This window comes from Miltoncostaea oceani (assembly GCF_018141545.1).
Lineage (GTDB): Bacteria > Actinomycetota > Thermoleophilia > Miltoncostaeales > Miltoncostaeaceae > Miltoncostaea > Miltoncostaea oceani.
The window spans coordinates 1,647,605-1,668,086 of record NZ_CP064356.1; the positions used below are offsets into that span (position 1 = coordinate 1,647,605).

Annotated in this window: 22 protein-coding genes and 1 tRNA gene; 19 read left to right on the forward strand and 4 right to left on the reverse strand. The window is 73.2% G+C overall.

Translation table 11 applies throughout. The features are described from left to right. Positions 1-5: 5 nt before the first annotated feature. On the forward strand, positions 6-935 hold the full coding sequence (locus tag IU369_RS08410) for an RluA family pseudouridine synthase (RefSeq protein ID WP_425516804.1): 930 nt from the start codon (positions 6-8) through the stop codon (positions 933-935). 5 nt (positions 936-940) lie between these two features. Here IU369_RS08410 and IU369_RS08415 read toward each other — a convergent pair whose 3' ends face one another. After that, positions 941-1,345: a VOC family protein gene (locus IU369_RS08415; RefSeq protein WP_217924126.1), complete on the reverse strand. Its 405-nt coding sequence runs from the start codon at positions 1,343-1,345 to the stop codon at positions 941-943. Positions 1,346-1,583: 238 nt separating this feature from the next. Here IU369_RS08415 and rpsB point away from each other — a divergent pair, with 238 nt between their 5' ends. The 10 genes from rpsB to ispG all read left to right on the forward strand — a co-directional run bounded on the left by rpsB (position 1,584) and on the right by ispG (position 10,660). Further along, positions 1,584-2,540: a 30S ribosomal protein S2 gene (rpsB, locus tag IU369_RS08420; protein WP_217924127.1), complete on the forward strand. Its 957-nt coding sequence runs from the start codon at positions 1,584-1,586 to the stop codon at positions 2,538-2,540. Beyond that, positions 2,537-3,142: a translation elongation factor Ts gene (gene tsf, locus IU369_RS08425; protein ID WP_217924128.1), complete on the forward strand. Its 606-nt coding sequence runs from the start codon at positions 2,537-2,539 to the stop codon at positions 3,140-3,142. Before rpsB ends, tsf begins: the two co-directional genes overlap by 4 nt. A 52-nt stretch (positions 3,143-3,194) precedes the next feature. After that, positions 3,195-3,914: a UMP kinase gene (gene pyrH, locus IU369_RS08430; protein ID WP_343233231.1), complete on the forward strand. Its 720-nt coding sequence runs from the start codon at positions 3,195-3,197 to the stop codon at positions 3,912-3,914. 43 nt (positions 3,915-3,957) lie between these two features. After that, complete coding sequence (gene frr, locus IU369_RS08435; RefSeq protein ID WP_343233232.1) at positions 3,958-4,479, forward strand: ribosome recycling factor; 522 nt, start codon at positions 3,958-3,960, stop codon at positions 4,477-4,479. A 10-nt stretch (positions 4,480-4,489) separates the two neighbouring features. Then, positions 4,490-5,254: a polyprenyl diphosphate synthase gene (gene uppS / locus IU369_RS08440; RefSeq protein WP_217924130.1), complete on the forward strand. Its 765-nt coding sequence runs from the start codon at positions 4,490-4,492 to the stop codon at positions 5,252-5,254. After that, the gene (locus IU369_RS08445; RefSeq protein ID WP_217924131.1) at positions 5,251-6,054 is read left to right on the forward strand and encodes a phosphatidate cytidylyltransferase; all 804 of its coding nucleotides are present in this window, start codon (positions 5,251-5,253) and stop codon (positions 6,052-6,054) included. The genes uppS and IU369_RS08445 overlap by 4 nt, the downstream gene beginning before the upstream one ends. A gap of 35 nt (positions 6,055-6,089) precedes the next feature. Continuing rightward, positions 6,090-7,118, forward strand: coding sequence for a M42 family metallopeptidase (locus IU369_RS08450; protein ID WP_217924132.1), 1,029 nt, complete (start codon positions 6,090-6,092; stop codon positions 7,116-7,118). A gap of 96 nt (positions 7,119-7,214) precedes the next feature. Further along, positions 7,215-8,324: a 1-deoxy-D-xylulose-5-phosphate reductoisomerase gene (gene dxr, locus IU369_RS08455; RefSeq protein WP_217924133.1), complete on the forward strand. Its 1,110-nt coding sequence runs from the start codon at positions 7,215-7,217 to the stop codon at positions 8,322-8,324. Continuing rightward, the gene (locus tag IU369_RS08460) at positions 8,321-9,376 is read left to right on the forward strand and encodes a M50 family metallopeptidase (RefSeq protein ID WP_217924134.1); all 1,056 of its coding nucleotides are present in this window, start codon (positions 8,321-8,323) and stop codon (positions 9,374-9,376) included. The genes dxr and IU369_RS08460 overlap by 4 nt, the downstream gene beginning before the upstream one ends. Before the next feature lie 42 nt (positions 9,377-9,418). Next, positions 9,419-10,660, forward strand: coding sequence for a flavodoxin-dependent (E)-4-hydroxy-3-methylbut-2-enyl-diphosphate synthase (ispG, locus tag IU369_RS08465; protein WP_217924135.1), 1,242 nt, complete (start codon positions 9,419-9,421; stop codon positions 10,658-10,660). A gap of 15 nt (positions 10,661-10,675) precedes the next feature. Here ispG and proS read toward each other — a convergent pair whose 3' ends face one another. Next, entirely contained in the window at positions 10,676-12,094 is a 1,419-nt protein-coding gene (gene proS, locus IU369_RS08470) for a proline--tRNA ligase (RefSeq protein ID WP_217924136.1), read from the reverse strand. Positions 12,095-12,164: 70 nt separating this feature from the next. On the opposite strand from proS, the gene IU369_RS08475 reads away from it, so the two are divergent. The 8 genes from IU369_RS08475 to ppgK all read left to right on the forward strand — a co-directional run bounded on the left by IU369_RS08475 (position 12,165) and on the right by ppgK (position 17,791). After that, positions 12,165-12,238, forward strand: a tRNA-Pro gene (locus IU369_RS08475). A gap of 330 nt (positions 12,239-12,568) precedes the next feature. Next, the gene (locus IU369_RS08480) at positions 12,569-13,297 is read left to right on the forward strand and encodes a hypothetical protein (protein ID WP_217924137.1); all 729 of its coding nucleotides are present in this window, start codon (positions 12,569-12,571) and stop codon (positions 13,295-13,297) included. 1,091 nt (positions 13,298-14,388) lie between these two features. Then, positions 14,389-14,928: a CDP-diacylglycerol--glycerol-3-phosphate 3-phosphatidyltransferase gene (gene pgsA / locus IU369_RS08485; protein WP_217924138.1), complete on the forward strand. Its 540-nt coding sequence runs from the start codon at positions 14,389-14,391 to the stop codon at positions 14,926-14,928. 53 nt (positions 14,929-14,981) lie between these two features. After that, positions 14,982-15,236, forward strand: coding sequence for an RsiG family protein (locus IU369_RS08490; protein ID WP_217924139.1), 255 nt, complete (start codon positions 14,982-14,984; stop codon positions 15,234-15,236). Positions 15,237-15,259: 23 nt separating this feature from the next. Further along, on the forward strand, positions 15,260-15,718 hold the full coding sequence (locus IU369_RS08495) for an FHA domain-containing protein (RefSeq protein ID WP_217924140.1): 459 nt from the start codon (positions 15,260-15,262) through the stop codon (positions 15,716-15,718). Next, complete coding sequence (gene ftsR / locus IU369_RS08500) at positions 15,715-16,437, forward strand: transcriptional regulator FtsR (RefSeq protein ID WP_217924141.1); 723 nt, start codon at positions 15,715-15,717, stop codon at positions 16,435-16,437. The genes IU369_RS08495 and ftsR overlap by 4 nt, the downstream gene beginning before the upstream one ends. Beyond that, a complete protein-coding gene (locus tag IU369_RS08505) occupies positions 16,434-16,982 on the forward strand; it encodes an adenine phosphoribosyltransferase (RefSeq protein WP_246551392.1) in 549 nt (182 codons plus the stop codon). The genes ftsR and IU369_RS08505 overlap by 4 nt, the downstream gene beginning before the upstream one ends. Then, positions 16,979-17,791 carry a polyphosphate--glucose phosphotransferase gene (gene ppgK, locus IU369_RS08510; RefSeq protein WP_217924142.1) on the forward strand — a complete coding sequence of 271 codons (813 nt, stop codon included), beginning with the start codon at positions 16,979-16,981 and terminating at the stop codon, positions 17,789-17,791. Before IU369_RS08505 ends, ppgK begins: the two co-directional genes overlap by 4 nt. Here ppgK and IU369_RS08515 read toward each other — a convergent pair. Next, a complete protein-coding gene (locus tag IU369_RS08515; protein WP_217924143.1) occupies positions 17,742-18,887 on the reverse strand; it encodes a septal ring lytic transglycosylase RlpA family protein in 1,146 nt (381 codons plus the stop codon). The two genes, ppgK and IU369_RS08515, sit on opposite strands and share 50 nt — an antisense overlap. 70 nt (positions 18,888-18,957) lie before the next feature. Beyond that, positions 18,958-20,445: a carboxypeptidase M32 gene (locus tag IU369_RS08520; protein ID WP_217924144.1), complete on the reverse strand. Its 1,488-nt coding sequence runs from the start codon at positions 20,443-20,445 to the stop codon at positions 18,958-18,960. Positions 20,446-20,482 lie beyond the last annotated feature (37 nt).

Consider the following 20,482-nt stretch of genomic DNA (forward strand, 5'->3'; position numbering starts at 1 on the left):
TCCGCGTGGTGATCGGGCCGGACGAGCAGGGGCGGCGCCTCGACGCCGTCGTCGGCGGGCTGGAGCCCGTCGGCAGCCGCGCGGAGGCGCAGCGGCTCATCGAGTCGGGTCGGGTGCTGGTCGACGGGGTCGTCGTCGCGAAGCGCCACCTGATGGCGGCGGGCGAGCGGCTTGAGGTGCGTCCCGCCCCCCCGCCGCTGTCGGAGCTCGTCCCGGAGAGCGTCCCGATGACGGTCCGCTACGAGGACGAGCACCTCCTGGTCGTCGACAAGCCCGCCGGCGTCGTGACCCACCCGAGCGCCGGCCACGCCGGGGGCACGCTCGTCCACGGCCTGCTGGCGCACGCCATCGCGGGCGGCGCCGACCCGACGCGGCCGGGGATCGTCCACCGCCTCGACCGGGACACCTCCGGCCTGCTCGTGGTGGCGCGGTCCGAGCGCGCCCACCGGCGGCTGCAGAGGATGCTGCGCGACCGGCTCATCGAACGGCACTACACCGTCCTCGTCCACGGCCGGACGCCGCCGGCGCTCACGGTCGACCGGCCCATCGGCCGCGACCGCAAGGTCCGGACCCGCCAGGCGATCGACGTCGTCGACGGACGGGAGGCGGTGACGCACCTGCGGCTGCTGGAGCCCCTCGGCCGCGTCAGCCTGCTGGAGGCCCGCCTCGAGACGGGGCGCACCCACCAGATCCGCGTCCACCTCGAATCCGTCGGCCACCCCGTCGTGGGGGACCGCGTCTACGGGCGGCGCGAGGAGACCCTCGGCCTCGACCGCCAGTTCCTCCACGCCGCCCGGCTCGCGTTCCCCCACCCGGAGACCGACGAGCCGATCGAGGTCCTCAGCCCCCTGCCGCACGACCTGCAGCTCGCCCTCGCCCGGGCCCGCCGCCAGGCCGACGAGCACGCCGCCGGGGAGCGCCGCCCCCGGCGGTGAGCCGGTCACGTCGCGGGGCCGAGCTCCTGGAACAGGGTGAGCTGGAGTCCGGCGGGGCCCTCCAGGCGGGCGTTGAGGGAGTCCCACGGCGTCCGGGTCGGCGGGGCCACGACCTCCGCGCCGGCCGCCGCGAGGTCCGCGGTCGCGGCCGCGGCGTCGCCGACCTCGAACGCCACCCGGATGTGGCCCGCCACCCGGCGCCCCACCTCGACCTCGTCGATGTACGCCGCGTGGGGCGGGTCGGTGATCTCGAGGGTCGCCCTCCCCGCCTCGAGGATCGTCACGCGGCCCCCGGGGGAGGAGAACGCCGCCCGCTCCGGCAGCCCGAGGGCGTCCCGGTAGAACGCCAGCGCCGCGTCGTAGTCCGCGGCCGTCACCACCAGCCGCAGCTCGCGCACCGAACCCGCCATCTCCGCCACCTCCGGTCGCCGGATCGCCCTGGGACGGGGGATCCTGCCATCCGTGCGAGCGGGGGGCGGGCCGCGCGCTAGACTGGCGGACCGCACGACCCATCCTGCCCCTCCCCGGCGCACCCCGTCCGATGGCGGTGCCCGGGCTTCCGCGCGTCCGCGCGCGGCACGCCCGGGATCCATCGACAGGCGCCGGCGCACCACCGAGACACCCCAACCGCCTGCCCGAGGAGCCGCTGTGCCGACCGTGAGCATGAAGCAACTGCTGGAGTCCGGGGTCCACTTCGGACACCAGACCCGCCGCTGGAACCCGAAGATGAAGCGCTACATCTTCGGTGAGCGCGGCGGCATCTACATCATCGACCTCCAGCAGACGCTGAAGCTGCTGGAGGAGGCCTGCGACGTCGTCCGGGACATCTCCCAGCGCGGCGGCACGGTCATGTTCGTCGGCACCAAGAAGCAGTCGCAGGACGCCGTGCAGGAGCAGGCCGTCCGCTGCGGCATGCCGTACGTCTCCCACCGCTGGCTCGGCGGGCTGCTGACCAACTGGGGGACGATCTCCCAGCGGATCCGCCGCCTCCACGAGCTGCGCAACCAGAAGCGCGAGGGCCAGCTCGAGCTGCTGCCGACCCGTGAGCGCCTGGCGCGCGAGGGCGAGCTCACCAAGCTCGAGACGAACCTCGGCGGCGTCGCCGACATGCAGCGCCTGCCCGACGCGGTCGTGATCGTGGACCTCAAGAAGGAGGCCATCGGCGTGCGCGAGGCGAACCGCCTCGGCCTCGCCGTCATCGGCCTGGTGGACACGAACTGCGACCCGGACGAGGCGACGTACGTCATCCCGGGCAACGACGACGCGATCCGCGCCTGCAACCTGGTGCTCGGCGCGCTCGCCGACGCCGTGCTGGAGGGCAAGGGCGTCGTGCCGTCGTCCGGCGTCCCGGTCGAGGCGCCCGCCGCCGAGGCCCCCACCGCCGACGCGCCCGCCGTCGCCGCCGAGGCCCCGACCCCGGCCGCCGCCGAGGCCCCGGCCGCTCCCGAGGCGCCCGCCCCGGCCGCCGCCGAGGCCCCCGCCCCGGCCGCCACCGAGGCCCCCGCCGCACCCGAGGCCCCGGCCGCCGCGCCGGCGCCCGCCGAGACCCCCGCCGCCGAGGCCCCCGCCCCGGCCGCCACCACGAACGGAGAGGACGCCTCGTGAGCACCACCATCCCCGCCAAGCTCGTCAAGGAGCTCCGCGAGAAGACCGGCGCCGGGATGATGGACTGCAAGAAGGCGCTCGAGGAGGCCGGCGGCGACATCGACGAGGCCACCAAGTCCCTGCGCACGAAGGGCCTGGCCGACGCGGCCAAGCGCGCGGGCCGTGCCGCCAACGAGGGCGCGGTCGACAGCTACATCCACGCGGGTGGTCGCGTCGGCGTCCTCGTCGAGATCAACTGCGAGACCGACTTCGTCGCGCGGACCGACCAGTTCAAGGCGTTCGTCCACGACGTGGCCCTGCACATCGCGGCCCTCAAGCCGCGGTTCGTGAGCCGCGACGAGGTGCCCGAGGAGTACATCGCGAACGAGCGGTCCATCTACACCGCCCAGGCGGAGGACATCCCCGAGCACGCCCGCGAGCGGGCCGTCGAGGGCAAGCTCGCGAAGCACCTCGCCTCGATCTGCCTGCTCGACCAGGAGTTCGTGCGCGACCAGGGCGAGAAGAAGCCCCGCACCGTCGAGGCCCTCCGCGCCGAGGTCGCCGCCGGGCTCGGCGAGAACCTCACCATCCGGCGCTTCAGCCTGTTCGAGCTTGGCCAGTAGCCCGGACGCCGACGACGCCACCGCCCGGCCGCCGACGCGGCCGGGCGGCTCGGTGTTCTCGCGGGTCGTCCTGAAGCTCTCCGGCGAGGCCCTCATGGGGGACGAGCCGTACGGGATCGACCCGGCCCGCATGGCGGCCATCGCCCGGCAGGTCCACGACGCGCACGAGCGCGAGGTGGACGTCGCCATCGTGGTGGGCGCCGGCAACATCTTCCGCGGCCTGCAGGGCATGGCCATCGGCATGGACCGGGCGACGGCCGACTACATGGGCATGATCGCGACGATGCTGAACGCGCTCGCGATCCAGGACGCCCTCGAGAAGCTCGGCCTCACCACCCGCGTCCAGTCGGCGATCGCGATGCAGGAGGTCGCCGAGCCGTACATCCGCCGCCGGGCGATCCGCCACCTCGAGAAGCGGCGCATCGTGATCTTCGCCGGCGGCACCGGCAACCCGTTCTTCACCACCGACACCACGGCGGCGCTGCGGGCGCTGGAGATCGGCGCCGAGTGCATCCTGATGGCGAAGAACGCCGTCGAGGGCGTGCTGAGCGCCGACCCCCGGGTCGACCCCTCCGCCACCCTCATCCCGCGCATCAGCCACATGGAGGCGATCGAGCGGGGCCTGAAGGTCATGGACACCACGGCGCTCACGCTGTGCATGGACAACGGGCTCCCCATCTTCGTCTTCAACATGGGCGACGAGCGCAACATCGGCCGCCTGCTCGAGGGCGAGCGGATCGGCACGATGGTCGTCACCGAATCTCCCGAGTAGGAGGGCCGCAGTGGAGGCACGCCTGAAGGACGCCAAGCGACGGATGGAGGGCGCCGTCACGGCGCTGTCCGGGGAGTTCGCCTCGGTGCGCACGGGGCGGGCGTCCACGGGGCTGCTCGACCGCGTCACCGTCGAGGCCTACGGCACCCGGACGCCGCTGAACCAGCTCGCCACGATCCACGCGCCCGAGCCGCGCCTGATCACGGTGCAGCCCTACGACCGCAGCATCATGCAGTCCATCGAGAAGGCGATCATGGAGTCCGACCTCGGCCTGACGCCGAGCAACGACGGCCAGACGATCCGCCTCCCCGTGCCGCAGCTCACCGAGCAGCGCCGCAAGGAGATGGTCAAGCTGGTGCACAAGATGGCGGAGGAGGGCCGCATCGCGGTGCGCAACGTACGCCGCGACGTCCTGAACGACCTGAAGAAGGCCGAGAAGGAGGGGGAGCTGTCGCGCGACGAGCTCAACCGGGCCCAGGACGAGGTCCAGAAGCTGACCGACGCCGAGGTGAAGGCGATCGACGAGCTGATGGGCCGCAAAGAGGCCGAGATCCTCGAGGTCTAGTGGCGGCGTCGTGACACTGCTCACCCGCCTGCGCACCGCGCGCAGCGTGCTCGGCCTCGGCCGCGCGCCGCGCCTGGAGCCGCCCTCGGGGCTCACCGAGGTCCCCGAGTCCATCGCGATCATCATGGACGGCAACGGGCGCTGGGCGAAGGAGCGCCACCTGCCCGTCGGCGCGGGCCACCGCGCCGGCGCCCGCGCCCTGAAGCGGGTGGTGCGGGCGGCGTCCGACGCCGGGGTGAAGGACCTGACGGTCTTCTCGTTCTCGACGGAGAACTGGACCCGCCCCGACGGCGAGGTCAGCGAGCTGATGAACCTGTTCGGCGAGCTCATCGACCGCGAGGTCCCGGAGCTCAACGAGGAGCGGGTGCAGCTGCGCTTCGTCGGCCGCCTCGACGTGCTCGACGAGGGCCTGCGCCGCCGCATCGCGTCGGCGGAGGAGACGACCGCCGGCAACCAGGGGCTGCGGCTGTTCGTCGCCATGAACTACGGGTCGCGGGGCGAGATCGTGGACGCGGCGCGGCGCTTCGCCGCGGAGTGCGGCCCCGAGGCCGGCGAGGCCGAGTTCGCCCAGTTCCTCTACGCGCCGGAGATGCGCGACCCCGAGCTCGTCATCCGCACCAGCGGCGAGCAGCGGCTCTCGAACTTCCTGCTCTGGCAGAGCGCGTACGCCGAGCTGCACTTCTCGCCGCGGATGTGGCCCGACTTCGGCCCCGAGGACCTCGAGGAGGCGATCGCGGAGTACGGGCGCCGGCACCGTCGCTTCGGCGGGCGGTGACCGGCAGCGCCCTCGCGAGCCGTCTCGCGGTCGCGGTACCGGGCATCGTCCTCGCGATCGCGGTCGTCGCGGTCGGGGGTGTGCTCTTCGCCCTGACCCTGGCGGTGATCGCGGTCCTCGCGCTGTACGAGCTGTACAGCCTCACCGCCGCGGGGAGGCCGCTGCGCTGGGCCGGGTACCTCGGGACGCTGCTGACGGTGCTGTTCGCGTGGTCGTTCGACGACCCCGAGCACGGGATGCTGCTCGGCCTCGGCCTGAGCCTCGTGCTCGTCGCCGTCGCGGGGCTGATCCTGCCGCGGCGCGAGGAGATCACGGCGCGCGTCGCGATGACCCTGCTCGGGGTCGTCTACATCGGCGTCCCCCTCGGGATCCTCGTGATGATGCGCGACCTGCCGAACGGGGCGGCGGCGATCGTGAACGTGCTCGTCGGCGTCTGGGTGTTCGACTCGGCCTCGTACTTCGGCGGCCGCCTGTGGGGCCGCCGGCCGATCGCGCCGCTGACGTCGCCGAAGAAGACCGTCGAGGGCGCCGCCGTCGGCCTGGTCGTCGCGACGCTCGCCGTCTGGGTCGCGGGCCTCTACATGGACTGGATCGGCGGCTGGGAGTCGCTGATCCTCGGCATCGCGATCTGCCCCGCGGCGTTCCTCGGGGACCTGTTCGAGTCGATGCTGAAGCGCGACGCCGGCGCGAAGGACTCGGGGCGCCTGCTGCTCGCGCACGGGGGCGTGCTCGACCGGTTCGACGCCCTCCTGTTCGGGGCGGTCGCCGCCTACTTCGTGACGGTCGGGTTGGTCTACTGACCCTCCGCGCCGCCGCGGGGTAATCTCCCCCGGCCGTGGACATCGACCTGCTCACCACCCTCTGCGTGACCCCCGGCGCCCCGGGGCGCGAGGAGCGCATCCGCGAGGTCGTGCGCGCCGAGCTGGCGCCGCACGCCGACTCCGTCGAGATCGATCCGCTCGGCAACCTGATCGCCCGCCGCGCCGGCGGGGGCGGGCCGCGCCTGATGCTCTCGGCGCACATGGACGAGATCGCGTTCATGGTCACCCACGTCGAGGACGCCGGCTACCTGCGCCTCATCCCGCTCGGCGGGTTCGACCCGAAGACCCTGACCGCCCAGCGCGTGATCGTGCACGGACGCGAGGACCTGCTGGGGGTGCTCGGCACGAAGGCCGTCCACCTCATGAGCGACGAGGAGAAGCGGCGCCCGCCGAAGCTCGAGGACTACTTCGTGGACCTCGGCCTGTCCGGCGACGCCGTCCGCGAGCGGGTGCGGCCCGGTGACGTGGTCACGCGCGAACGGGGGATGGCCCGCCTCGGCGACCTCGTCACCTGCAAGAGCCTCGACAACCGCGCCGGCCTCTACGTGATGGTGAAGGCGTTCCAGCGGCTCACCGACCACCGGTGCGAGGTGGTCGCGGTGGGGAGCGTGCAGGAGGAGATCGGCCTGCGCGGCGCCCGCGTCGCGACCCAGCGGGTGCGTCCCCGGATCGGCCTCGCCATCGACATCACGCTCGCGAACGACCTGCCCGACGCGAAGCCCCACGAGCGCATCACCTCCCTCGGCGCGGGCGCCGCCGTGAAGGTCTACGACACCAGCGCGATCGTCCCCCGCGAGGTCGTCGACCACCTCGTCGCGATCGGCGAGGAGCGGGGGATCCCGACCCAGCTCGAGGTGATGGTGCGCGGCGGCACCGACACCCGCGAGCTCGGCCTCGCCGGCGACGGCGCCCCGGCGGGCTGCGTCTCGATCCCGACGCGCTACGTGCACCAGGTCGTCGAGGCGTGCCACCCCGACGACCTCGACGCCTGCGTCGACCTGGTCGTCGCCTTCTGCGAGACCGCCCACTCCCTGGTCGAGTAGCCGGCGCCCCCGGGGGGCGAGGTCCCCGCGCCGCCCTCCCGAACCTTAACCGCGCCCCCCCAACGGGTCCCTGAGGGGCACCGCTACACTCGATCGGTGACCCGAGTACTCGTGCTGGGCTGCACCGGATCGATCGGTGTGCAGGCCCTCCAGGTCATCGACGCCGCGCCCGACATGGAGGTGTGCGGCCTCGCGTGCGGCCGCCGGGGCGACCTCATGGCCGAGCAGGCCACCGCCCGCGGGGTCCCGCACACCGTCTGCGCGGGCGGCGGGGGCACCGTGCCCCACGACGCCGACCTGGCCGGCCTGATCGACGCCTGCGCGCCCGACATCGTGCTGAACGCCCTCGTCGGGGCCGCGGGCCTCCGCCCGACCCTCGCGGCGCTGGAGCGCGGCGTGACGGTCGCGCTCGCCAACAAGGAGAGCCTCGTCGCCGGCGGCGACCTCGTCGCCGCGATCCGGGCCCGCACCGGCGCCCGCCTCGTGCCGGTCGACAGCGAGCACTCCGCCCTCTTCCAGCTGCTCGACGGCGTCCCCCGCGACCGCGTCCGGGCGGCCGTCCTGACCGCGTCCGGGGGTCCATTCCGCGGCCGGACTGCCGATGAGCTCGAGGGGGTCACGCGCCGCGACGCGCTCCGCCACCCGACCTGGGAGATGGGGGAGAAGATCACGATCGACTCGGCGACGCTGATGAACAAGGGGCTCGAGGTCATCGAGGCACACCACCTGTTCGACCTGGACTACGACCGCATCGAGGTCGTCGTGCACCCGCAGTCGATGGTCCACGCGATGGTGCGGCTCGACGACGGGAGCGTCCTGACCCACTGCGGGCCCCCCGACATGCGCGTGCCGATCGGCCACGCGCTGCGGCACCCCGCCGCGCCGCCTCCGGGTGAGCCGATGGACCTCGTGGGGCGCCGCCTCGACTTCGAGGCCCCCGACGAGGCCGCGTTCCCCTGCCTCGGCCTGGCGCGCGACGCCGGCCGCGAGGGGGGCACCGCCCCGGCCGTGCTGAACGCGGCCAACGAGGTCGCCGTCGCCGCGTTCCTCGCGGAGCGCGTCGGGTTCATGGACATCCCGCGCGTGGTGGCCGCCGCGCTCGCGGCGGTGCCCTCGGAGCCCGCCGACACGCTCGACGCCGTCCTCGACGCCGACGCCCGCGCCCGCGCGGCGGCGTCCGACGCGGTGGCGGGGGTGCCCGCGTGAACATCTTCTGGTTCGCGATCGGCCTGATCGTCCTCGTGATCATCCACGAGGCCGGTCACATGGTCGTCGCCAAGTGGTGCGGCATGCGGGTCGAGCGGTTCTCGGTGTTCATGGGCCGGCCGCTCGTCTCGTGGACGCGGGGGGAGACGCAGTACGCCGTCGGTTGGCTCCCGATCGGCGGCTACGTGAAGATCAGCGGGATGCTGCGCGGCGAGGAGATCCCGCCGGAGCACGAGCACCGCGCGTACTACAACGCCCCCGTCTGGAAGCGGATCGCGACGATCCTCGCCGGGCCGGCGGTGAACATCGTGCTCGCCGCGATCCTCTTCGTGGTGGTCTTCTGGCTACCCGGGGGGCCCGTCCAGATCACGGACCGCGTCGACACCGTCGCCGCGGACTCACCCGCACTGACCGCGGGCCTGCAGCCCGGTGACCGCCTCCTGTCGGTGAACGGCGTCGGCGAGGGCGACCTCGCGGCGGCCCGGCGGGAGCTGCAGGCGCACCCCGGCGAGACCGTCACGGTGCGCATCGAGCGCGACGGGTCGATCGTCTCGGAGCGCGTGCGGCTCGCGCGGGTGGAGACGAGCCAGGGCGACATCGGCCAGCTCGGCATCACCTTCCAGGGGGAGTCGTACGGCTTCGCCGGCGGCCTGCGGGAGGGGACGAAGTTCACGTGGACGGTGATCGAGGCGAACGTCTCCGCGATCGGCCAGCTCGCGACGAGCTCGGAGGCGCGCGACCAGGTCAACTCCATCGTCGGCGTGGGGGCGGTCTACAACGAGGTCGCCGAGGACGGCCTGGTCGTGATCATCCGCTTCTTCGCCCTCGTCAGCCTCGCGCTCGGCATCTTCAACCTGTTCCCGCTGCTGCCCCTCGACGGCGGCCACATCGTGATGGCGGTGCTGGAGAAGATCCGCCGCCGCCCCGTCAGCCGCGAGATCTACGAGCGCGCGTCGTTCATCGGCTTCGCGCTGCTGCTGGTGCTGACGGTGTTCATCGTGAACAACGACATCTCGAAGATCCGCGGCGACGGCTTCGGGATCGATCCGTAGCGCCCCCGGCTCGCGGCGCGCCGCGGCGCTAGAGTCGATGCGATGACCGTCCCCCGCCGTCACACCCACCTCGTCGACGTGGGCGGGGTCGTCGTCGGCGGCGGCCGGCCCGTCGTGGTGCAGTCGATGACGAACACCGACACCGCCGACGCGGCGGGGACGGCCGCCCAGGTCGCGCAGCTCGCGGAGGCCGGGTCGGAGATCGTCCGCATCACGGTCAACAACCGGGCGGCCGCGGCGCGGGTCGCGGAGATCCGCGACCGCCTGCGCGACGTCCACGGCGTGGAGGTGCCCCTTGTGGGCGACTTCCACTACAACGGCCACACGTTGCTGCGGGAGTTCCCCGACTGCGCCGAGGCGTTGTCGAAGTACCGCATCAACCCGGGCAACGTCGGCCGCGGCGCCCGCCACGACGCGAACTTCGCGACGATGGTGCAGGCCGCGATCGACCACCGCCGGCCCGTGCGGATCGGCGTGAACGGCGGGTCCCTCGACCCCGAGCTGCTCGACGCGCTGATGGACGAGAACGGCCGCCTGCCGGAGCCCCTGCCTGCCGGCGACGTGCTGCGCGAGGCGATGGTGCGGAGCGCGATCACCTCCGCGGAGGCGGCGGAGGAGATCGGCCTGCCCGCCGACCGCATCGTGTTGTCGTGCAAGACGAGCCGCCTGCAGGACATGGTGGCCGTGTACCGCGACCTCGCGGACCGGTGCGCGTACCCGCTGCACCTCGGCCTGACGGAGGCGGGGATGGGCAGCAAGGGCATCGTCTCGACGACCGCCGCGCTCGCGATCCTGCTGCAGGACGGCATCGGCGACACGATCCGCGCGAGCCTCACCCCCGAGCCCGGCGGTGACCGCACGATCGAGGTGCGCGTCTGCCGGGAGCTCCTACAGAGCCTCGGCCTGCGGACGTTCCGCCCCGAGGTGACGGCGTGCCCCGGCTGCGGGCGGACGACGAGCACCGTCTTCCAGGAGCTCGCCCAGACGATCGAGCGCCACCTCGACGAGCGGATGCGCGTCTGGTCGGCGGAGCGCCCCGGCGCCGCCGCCCTGAAGGTCGCGGTGATGGGCTGCATCGTGAACGGGCCGGGGGAGAGCCGCGCCGCCGACATCGGCATCAGCCTGCCCGGCACGGGCGAGCAGCCGCGCGCGCCCGTCTACGTCGATGGGGAGAAGGCGACGACCCTCGAGGGCCCGACGCTCGCGGAGGACTTCATCCGCATGGTCGAGGACTACGTCGAGTCGCACTTCCCGCGCGCCGCGGAGCCCGCCGCCGCCCGGTAGCCCCTCCGGGGCGGGCTAGTAGGCGCGGGCGACGATCGCCCGGAGCCCCTGCTCGCCGGCGTCGTCGGGGACGGTGCCGTCGTCGCGCTGGAGGCAGCGGACGGTGACGCCCTCGGCGGCGAGGCGGTCCTCGCCGTCGTCGCCGACGAGCTCCCACGGGATCCGGGCCCACCCGGTGCGTGCCGCGGCGATCGCGTCCTCGATGGAGTCGACGTCGGCGGTGCGGGACGTGCGGAACGCGGTCGCCTCCGCGAGGAGCGCGGCCTGGATCTCGTCGAGGAGGGCCGTGACGGTGGCGGCGATGCCGGCGGCGGGGACGGTCTCCTTGGTGCGGGCGTCGCGGCGGGCGAGGGTGGCGACGCCCTCGCCGACGTCGCGTGGCCCGAGCTCGATGCGGACGGGGACGCCCTTGATCTCCCAGTCGGTGACGCGCCGGCCGAAGCCGGTGGCGGTCTGGGCGTCGACGCGGGTGCGGACGCCCGCAGCGGTGAGCTCGGCGGCGATGCGCTGCGCCTCGGCGGTGACGGAGCCGGCGTCGTCGTCGCGGACGACGAGGACGACGGCCTGGACGTGGGCGACGCGGGGCGGCACCCGGAGGCCCTGGTCGTCGCCGTGGCACATGATGAGCCCGCCGATCATGCGGGTCGACGTGCCCCACGAGGTGGTCCAGCAGTGCTGGAGTGCGCCGCCGTCGTCGAGGTACTGCATCCCGAAGGCGCGGGCGAAGTTCTGGCCGAGCTCGTGGCTGGTGCCCATCTGGAGGGCCCGCCCGTCGCCCATCATCCCCTCGCACGTCATGGTGTTGACGGCGCCGGCGAAGCGCTCGCGGGCGGTCTTCATCCCGACGAGGACCGGCATCGCGAGCTCGTCGACCATGAAGTCGCGGTACGTCTCGTGGAGGATCCGGCGTGCGTAGGCGGCGGCGTCGGCCTGCGTGGCGTGGGCGGTGTGGCCCTCCTGCCAGAGGAACTCCGTCGTCCGCAGGAAGATCCGGGGGCGCAGCTCCCACCGCACGACGTTCGCCCACTGGTTCAGCAGGAGGGGGAGGTCGCGGTACGACTGGATCCACTTCGCCATCAGCTCGCCGAAGAGCGTCTCGGAGGTGGGGCGGACGACGAGCGGCTCCTCGAGCTGCTTGCCGCCGGCGACGGTCACGACCGCGAGCTCGGGACTGAAGCCCTCGACGTGCTCCGCCTCGCGGCGGAGGTACGACTCGGGGATGAAGAGGGGGAGGTAGACGTTCTCCGCCCCCGACTCCTTGATCCGCCGGTCCATGTCGGACTGCATCCGCTCCCAGAGGCCGTAGCCGTAGGGGCGGATGACCATGGTGCCGCGGGCGGCGCCGACCTCGGCCAGCTCGGCCTTGGCGACGACGTCCTGGTACCACTGGGGGAAGTCCTCGGTGCGCGAGGCGAGGATGGGAGCCTTGGCCATCGGGCGGGGATCCTAACGACCGCGGGCCTCCGCGACACGATCGCCGCGCTGCGGTAAGGTGGTCGTACCTCGGGGCGTGGCGCAGCCTGGTAGCGCACCCGGCTGGGGGCCGGGCGGTCGGAGGTTCAAATCCTCTCGCCCCGATAGGACGGAAAGGCCCGCATGAGCGGGCCTTTTCGCTTTCCGGACATGGCCCCGGTCAGGGCGTCGGAGCGGCCGTGACCCCAGGAGCGCCCTCCGCGTCGTCATCGAGGCCCGAGGCGAAGGCATCGAAGGCTTCGGGCATCAGGTGCCCATGTCGTAGGTTGGCGTGCGCTGGACGCCGGACAGGTGGGGGCTTGACCAAAGCCTGCAGACGCCGCTGAACTCGTGCTGGGTTCGAACGCGGGACCGTGGTCAGTGCGTGGGTTACCAGTAGCCGGGAGGATTCCCAAGAAGCTGCCCTAGACGGTGGCGAGACCGAGGTTGTGACCTTTGATCGGATCATCCGGAGAGGCCGAGCCTGAGCTGCCCAGGAGGGTGTTTCACGGGACCCGCCCGGAGTTCTTCACCGAGGACGAATGGGACGCGGTGTTGGATGCCAACGCGCTCATGGGCGTCACCGGGGACCAACTGCTCGTGCTCTATCGACACTGGCGGTGGGCCTACTGGCTCGCGGGTTGCCACGCGACAGAGTTGGTGCGAGAGAAACGGCGCGGAGACGAGGGCGTCGGGCTAGGTTGGGAAGAGTCGCACGCCGATCAGGTCCTGGAAGAGCCGCCTCGCTTCGGCATCGCGCTGGAAGACCCGAGTTGGGGGGCGCACTACATCTGGATGGCCGTCCTGCGGAGTGTTGTAGAAGCGGCAGAGAAGCATCTCAAGGTCGTCTTACCCGGTCGCCTGGGGGAGGCCGTCCACAGGACGCGGCAGGTCTTAACTGACCAGCGGAACGCCGTCCTCCATTCGGGCGCGCCTAAGTTCTGGGACAGTCGCCTCACTCGCATCTGGGACGAGGACGATTCGTTTCAGGATGATGTGTGGCGGGTGAACCTCGGTCTCGGCGGTCTGATCATGGCGGAGCTCCAGATACGGGATGCCCTCGGCATCACGGGGCCACGTGACACAAGAGACACTGACCCACCCACGGGGGTGATGGATTGTGAGCGAAAAGGCAAGGGAGGCGGACGAGCTCCGTTCCTCAGCCTGGCTGCGGGAGATCGATGATCGACGTGAGGAGGAAAAAGCCGCCCTCGTGACCGCTCGTGTGTTGGGGGCCGGGCTCGCGGCAGCCGGGGAGGGCGTCAGCGAAGTCCGCATTGCTCTGTTGGCTGCGGCAGCCATGGAAGGGCTGTCGCCCGACTGGTACCGATCGATCCACCTCGACCTCGGAGAACTCGCACGGGACATTGCCCTCGAGGGCGCAAGGGCACAGCCCTTCCCGCGTCGAACGAGTGACCCATGGCCTCCGCTGCTGCCCCACGCCGGGTTGCGAAAGCCGTTTCGGCTCCCTCTCAGCAATAGACATCGCCAGCTGATTCGCCGCTTCGCGCTTGATGAGGCGCGGGTGATACGGGCCGGGGTTCTGCAGGCGGAGCTAAACCCGCGCCTCCCAGAGATCGGTCCCGGAAGAGAGGCAAGGGTAAGAGCGATTCGGGAAGCCATGGAGGCGGAGGACCGGCGGCTCGGCCTCGGCGCAGATCAGACCGGACTTAGCCTCGCGTCACTCGCTACGAAGATCTGGAGTAGTCATTTCAAGAGGGAACGTGGCTTAGACGATCTGGACTAGGCGACCCGCCGTGACCTCGCCGTGACCCCAGCAGCCCGATGCCGGATCACATTGGGCGCTCTCAGCCGGCTAGACGCGAAGCGGCGGGATCGCCGTCATGGTGCGGCATCCCGGCCATCGTTGGGTATCTTGGTGACGTGCCCGGACCGCCTGTCTCGGGCTGGGGCCGGCGGTCGGAGGTTCAAATCCTCTCGCCGCGGTAGGACGTGGGAGCCCAGCGGTGCCGTCCGCGGCAGCGGTCCGCACGACGGACCCCATGCGGCCACCCCCCCAGGGTGGTCCGCCCGTGGACGGGATCGCCGATGGTCCGAATGGACCTCGGTGTCGCGCCCGAATGACCACCGACGGCGAGTGCGCCGATCGGCCGGCGAACCCCCGGTAGCCATGGGGTTCGGCCCAAATGGACCTCGGTGTCGCGGCCAAATGGCCGTCGACGGCGCGGCCGATCGACCGCGGCACAGCACCTCGGGGAGGGGGAACCGACGACGGAGGGGGCCGGACGTCGGCGGGACACGTCACTATGGGCGGGATGCGCGCGCTGCCGAACATCCTGACGCTCGTCCGCCTCGCGGCGCTCCCGCTGCTGGCGTGGCTCCTGCTGACGGCGGAGGGGCCCACGGCGCCGTGGGCGGGGCTCGTGTTCGGCGTCGTGGCCGCGACGGACCTCGCCGACGGCTACCTCGCCCGCCGCTTCCACGCCGAGTCGCGGTTCGGGCGGATCGCGGACCCCCTCGCCGACCGCCTCCTCGTCGTCGTCGGCCTCATCGGGCTGATCGTGCTCGACCGCGTCCACCCCGCCGGCCCGGCGATCCTGATGGGACGCGACATCCTGATCATGGCCGCCTTCGGGTGGCTGCTGAAGCAGGGCGTCGAGATGCGCGTCGACTTCTGGGGGAAGGCGTCGTCCGCGCTGGCGATGATCGGGACCGGCGGATGCATGTTGCTCGACCAGCTCTGGGTCGATGTCATCTTCTGGGCCGCGGTGGTGCTGTCGGTCGTGACGTTCCTGCACTACGGCCGCGTCGCGGCACAGCAGCTGCGGGCACGGCCCACCTCGACCCAACCCTGAGGGTTCGCCGACGCGGTCGCTATGCTGACCGTCCACAGGAGAAGGAGCAGCGAATGGACGTCCAGCCGGATCTCAGCACGCTCAGCGACGCCGAGCTCAAGGACCTCATCCGCCAGCTGTCGGACGAGGAGCTGGAGGTCTCCCGCACGCGGCGCCTGCTGCACGGGCGCATCGAGCTGCTGAAGAGCGAGCTCGTGGCGCGCCTCAAGGGCCGCGACGAGGGCGCACTGTCCGTCGTGGACGTCGACGCGCTCAGCAAGATCCTCGCCGGGCGGCTCCCCGATCTGGACCAGCTCGAGCGCGACTAGGCCGACCGGAGAGGCGGGGGGCCATGTACTGCCCCGAATGCGGTTTCCACCAGAGCGAGGCGCACAAGTACTGCGGGCGGTGCGGTGCGCTGCTGATCGTCGAGAACCAGGGCACCGGTGAGATCACCGGCCCCCTCGGCATCAGCGACGAGCAGGCCGAGACCGGCGCCTGGCAGGGGCCGGCCATCGACGGCCCGACCCTCGCCGTCCGCTCCGGCGGACCCCCCGGGGCGGTCTTCTCGCTCGACCGCGCCGAGGTCACCATCGGCCGCGAGCCGTCCGCCGACGTGTTCCTCGACGACGTCACGGTGTCCCGCAACCACGCCATCGTCACGTCCGGCCCCGCCGGGATCGCCCTCCGCGACCTCGGCAGCCTCAACGGCACCTACGTCAACCGGCGCCGCATCGAGGGCGAGGAACGCCTCGAGGACGGGGACGAGCTGCAGATCGGGAAGTTCCGCCTGACCTTCCTCGTCGGGTGAACGAACCGAGCCTCCTGCCCGCCGACGACCCCTCCGCCGGTGCCGGCGGGATGACCATCGGTGCCGTCTGCGACCTCCTGCGGGCCGACTTCCCCTCGATCTCGATCTCGAAGATCCGGTACCTCGAGGACCAGAAGCTCGTCTCGCCCCAGCGCACCCCCGGCGGCTACCGGCTGTACTCGCCGCTCGAGGTGGAGCGCCTCCGCACCATCCTCCGCCTCCAGCGCGACGAGTTCCTCCCCCTGCGGGTCATCAAGCAGGAGCTGGAGTCGTCCACCACCGGGGCCTTCAGCGTCGCGAACCAGGCGAAGCAGCTGAAGCGGGCCCACCTCGCCGAGCCGGCGCCCACGCGGCGGTACTCGGTGGGGGAGATCCTCTCCACCACCGGCGCGTCCGCCGCCCTCCTGAAGGCCCTCGAGGAGTACGGGCTCATCGGCGGCGACGGCGGCGCCGGGTTCGACGAGACCGACCGCGAGGTCGTGCAGACCGCCCTCGAGCTCTCCAGCTACGGCGTCGAGCCCCGCCACCTGCGCATCTTCCGCGTCGCCGCCGAACGCGAGGCGGGCCTCCTGCAGCAGCTCCTCACCGTCGGCCTGCGGTCCCGCAACCCGGAGCGCCGCCGCGAGGCCCTCGACGCCCTCGAGACCCTCGCCGCCCTCGCCTCCCACATGCGCCACCTCATGCTGATCTCGGAGCTGCGGCAGATCGCGAACCCGTGACCGCCCCGGGCTTCGACCTCGACGGCGTGATCCGCCGCATCCCCGACCACCCGCACCCGGGGATCCTCTTCTACGACCTGATGCCGCTCTTCCAGAGCGCCGACGGCCTCGCCTCCGGCGTGGCGCGGATCGCCGACTGGGCCCGTCCCCGCGCACCGGAGCTCGTCGTCGGCATCGAGGCCCGGGGGTTCGTGATGGGGGGCGCCGTCGCCGCCGCGCTCGGCGTCGGGTTCGCCGCCGCCCGCAAGACCGGCAAGCTGCCGCACGACACCGTCCGCCGCGAGTACGCCCTCGAGTACGGGACCGACGCCCTCGAGATGCACCGCGACGCCGTCCGCCCCGGCACCCGGGTCCTCCTCCACGACGACCTGCTCGCCACCGGCGGCACCGCCCGCGCCGCCTGCGAGCTCATCGAGGAGCTCGGCGGGGTCGTCGCCGGCGTCGCCGTCGTCGCGGAGCTGACGTTCCTGCCGGGCCGGGCGGCGCTCGACGGCCGCGACGTCCTGTCTCTGGTCACCTACGACAACGAGGCGGTGCCGGCGTGAGGGGACTGATCGGCGTGGACATCGGCGGCAGCGGCATCAAGGGGGGCGTCGTCGACGCCCGCCGGGGCACGCTGATCGGCGAGCGGGTCCGGCTCGACACCCCCCAGCCCGCCGTCGTCGCCGACGTCCTCGCCGCCACCGCCGAGGTCGTCCGCGCCCTGCCCCGCGACTCCGGCCCCGTCGGCATCGGGCTGCCGGGGGCGATCGTCGGCGGCCGCGTCATGACCGCCGCCAACATCGACGGGAGCTGGATCGGCCAGCCCGCCGCCGAGCTGTTCAGCGAGGCCGTCGGACGCCCGTGCGTCGTCCTCAACGACGCCGACGCCGCCGGGGTCGCCGAGATGCGCTTCGGGGCGGGACGCGGCGTCCACGGCGTCGTGCTGATGCTGACCCTCGGCACCGGCATCGGCTCCGCCCTGTTCATCGACGGCCGCCTCGTCCCCAACACCGAGCTCGGGCACATCGAGATCCGTGGGAAGGACGCCGAGCTGCGGGCCTCCGCCGGCGCCCGCGAGCGCAACGAGCTCTCCTACTCCAAGTGGGCGCCGCTGCTCGACGAGTACCTCCACCGCGTCGACCAGCTGATCTGGCCCGACCTGATCATCCTCGGCGGCGGCATCTCCAAGCGTGCCGACAAGTTCCTCGACCGCCTCACCGCGCGACCGCCGGTCGTGCCGGCCACCCTCCGCAACGAGGCGGGGATCGTCGGGACCGCGATGCGGGCGAAGGCCCTGCTGGTGCCGCCGCGCGCCCCGCGGGCTACTGCACGCGGGACGGCGGTGAGTACGCGGGGAGGATCTGCGCGGTGACGGTCCCGACGCCCGGCAGGGCGAGGGCCGCGGCCGCGGCCTGGGACAGCTCGAGGTCGCGCCCCCGCACATAGGGCCCCCGGTCGTTCACGCGGACGGTGACCACCCGGCCCCCGTACGCGAGGCGCAGCAGCGTCCCGAGGCGCAACGTCCGCGACGCGGCGCTGAACGCCGCCGGGTCGTACGCCTCGCCGCTCGCGAGGCGCGCCCGCCGAAAGCCCGGGCCGTACCACCCCGCCACGGCGGTGAACGTCGGCAGGCGGCTCGGCAGCGCCCCGCCCGCGGCGGGGCCGACGGCGCCGAGGCGCGGGTAGGCGCGGGTCGTCGCCGGACCCGGACCGGCGGGCTCGGTGTCGACCGTCGCGCCCGTCGCGGCGTCGCGCGGCGCCTCGCCCGGCAGGCCCCGCGACGCGATCAGCTCGGCGGGCAGGCCACGGGTCGGGGCGTCGTCGCCCGTCGCGGGCGTGGCGGGGGAGGGGGCGGGGACGCCGAAGGCGGGGGTGACCGCCAGCCCCCCGAGCACCGGCAGCGCCGCCGACGTCGCCGCGGCCCGCCGCTCGCGCTCCTCCCGCCGCTCCGCGATGCGCAGGGCGGTCTCCGCGGCGTCGAGGCGCGCCGCGAGGTCCTCGTGCTCGCGCACCAGGGAGTCCTTGCCGTGGCGCATCTCGGCCTCCGCGTCGCGCAGGCCGGCGAGGCTGCGCCGGTACCGCCCGACGAGGTCGCGGTCGCTGCGGCCCAGCGCGGTCAGCAGGTCGATGCGCGCCTGCGCGTCGTCGAGGTCGCCGCCCGTCAGCACCTCGATCACGGGGCTCGGGTCGGGGCTGACGTACAGGGCCCGCAGACGCCGCTCGAAGCCCGTCAGGGCCGCCCGGTGGTCGGCGCGGGCGCGGTCGAGGCGGGCGCGGTCGGCGGCGAGGGCGCCCTGCCCGCGGGTGAGGCGCCGCTCCAGCGCGGCGTCGCGCTCCGCCAGGGCGTCGCGGGTGGCGCGCAGCTCGTCGGTCGTCGGGGCGGCCGTGGCGAGGGGGGCGCAGGCGAGGCCCGCCAGCAGGACGGCGACGAGCCGGCGGCGCACACGACGGGGCGGGAGGGGGCGCACCCTCCGGGTATCGGTCGCGGCGGGCCCCGTCTGGACCGTCGCGACACGGCGGACCCCGTGCGGGGTGGGCTCAGCCCAGGTAGGAGCGGCGCAGGTGGCTGATGAGGGCGTCCGAGCCGAGCTCGACGCCCGTCGCGGCCCGCATCAGCTCCCGCGTGGTGGTGCGCGCCCCGTGGCGGTGCACCCGGTCGCGCATGAACGCGAGGATCGCCCCGAACTCCCCCGACGCGATCGCGTCGTCGATGCCGCCGAGGGCGATGTCGGCCGCCTCCGCGAGCTGGGCGGCGTACAGGTTGCCGAGGGTGTAGGTCGGGAAGTAGCCGAACAGGCCGTCCGCCCAGTGGATGTCCTGCATCGCGCCGAGCGCCGTGGTCGGCGGGCGGATGCCGAGCATGTCCTCCATGCCGTCCGCGAACGCGGCCGGCAGGTCCGCCACCTGCAGGTCGCCGCGCATCATCGCGAGCTCCAGCCCGAAGCGGAGGGCGATGTGGAGGTTGTAGGTGACCTCGTCCGCCTCGACCCGGATCAGCGACGGGCGCACCACCTGGCCGGCGTCGTGGAGCAGCGCCGCATCGACGCCCGTCATCGCCTCCGGGAATATCCGCCGCATCGTCGGCTGGATGCGCTCCCAGAACGCGGGGCTGCGGCCCACCTGGTTCTCCCAGAACCGCGACTGGGACTCGTGGGCGCCGAGCGAGGGCGCGTCGTGGACGGGCGTCCGGTCGGCCTCGGCGGGGAAGCCCTGCTCGTAGAGGGCGTGCCCGACCTCGTGCATCACGGCGCTGAGGCCGCTGATCGGCGACTCCAGCTCGAGACGGGTCGTGAAGCGGACGTCGCCGCGGTGGGGGGACCCGGTGAACGGGTGGGCCGACCGGGTGATGACGCCGCAGGACATGTCGAACCCGACCATGTCGCTCACCTCGCGGGCGAGCTGCATCTGCCCGTCGAGGTCCCACTCCCGCGCGGGGAGGGTGCGCGCCGGGCGCTCCGACGCCTCCGCCACGAGGGGCGCGAGGGCCTCCCGGAGGTTCGCGAAGACCGGCTCGAGGTCGGCGGCGCGGGCCCCGGGCTCGAACTCGTCGAGGAGGGCGTCGTACGGCTCGTCGCCGATGCCGATCGCCTCCGCCTCGCGGCGCTTCAGCTCGAGGACCGCCGCGAGCGGCCCGGCGAACGCGCCGAAGTCGTCGGCGGCGCGGGCGTCCACCCACGCCGACACGCTCCGCGACGACGCCTCGCTGATCTCCCGCACCAGCGCCTCGGGCACCCGCACCGCCCGGTCGCGGGCGCGGGTCGCGAGGCGGACCGCGGCGCGCATGTCGTCGTCGAGGTCCGGCGCGTCGGCGAGCGCGGCCAGCGCGTCACCGGCGTCGTCGCGGACCAGCTCCCGGTGGTGGAGGGCGGCGAGCGTGCCCATCTGCACGGCGCGACCCTCCGCGCCGCCGGGGGGCATCAGCGTCTCGCGGTCCCACCCGAGGAGGCCGGCGGCGCCGGCGAGGTCGGCCAGGGTGCCCATCCACTCGCGGACGAGGTCACGCTCGGATGACGTCCGTCCCGGCACGAGCGTGATGATAGTGGGCCCGTGGCGGCGGGGCCGG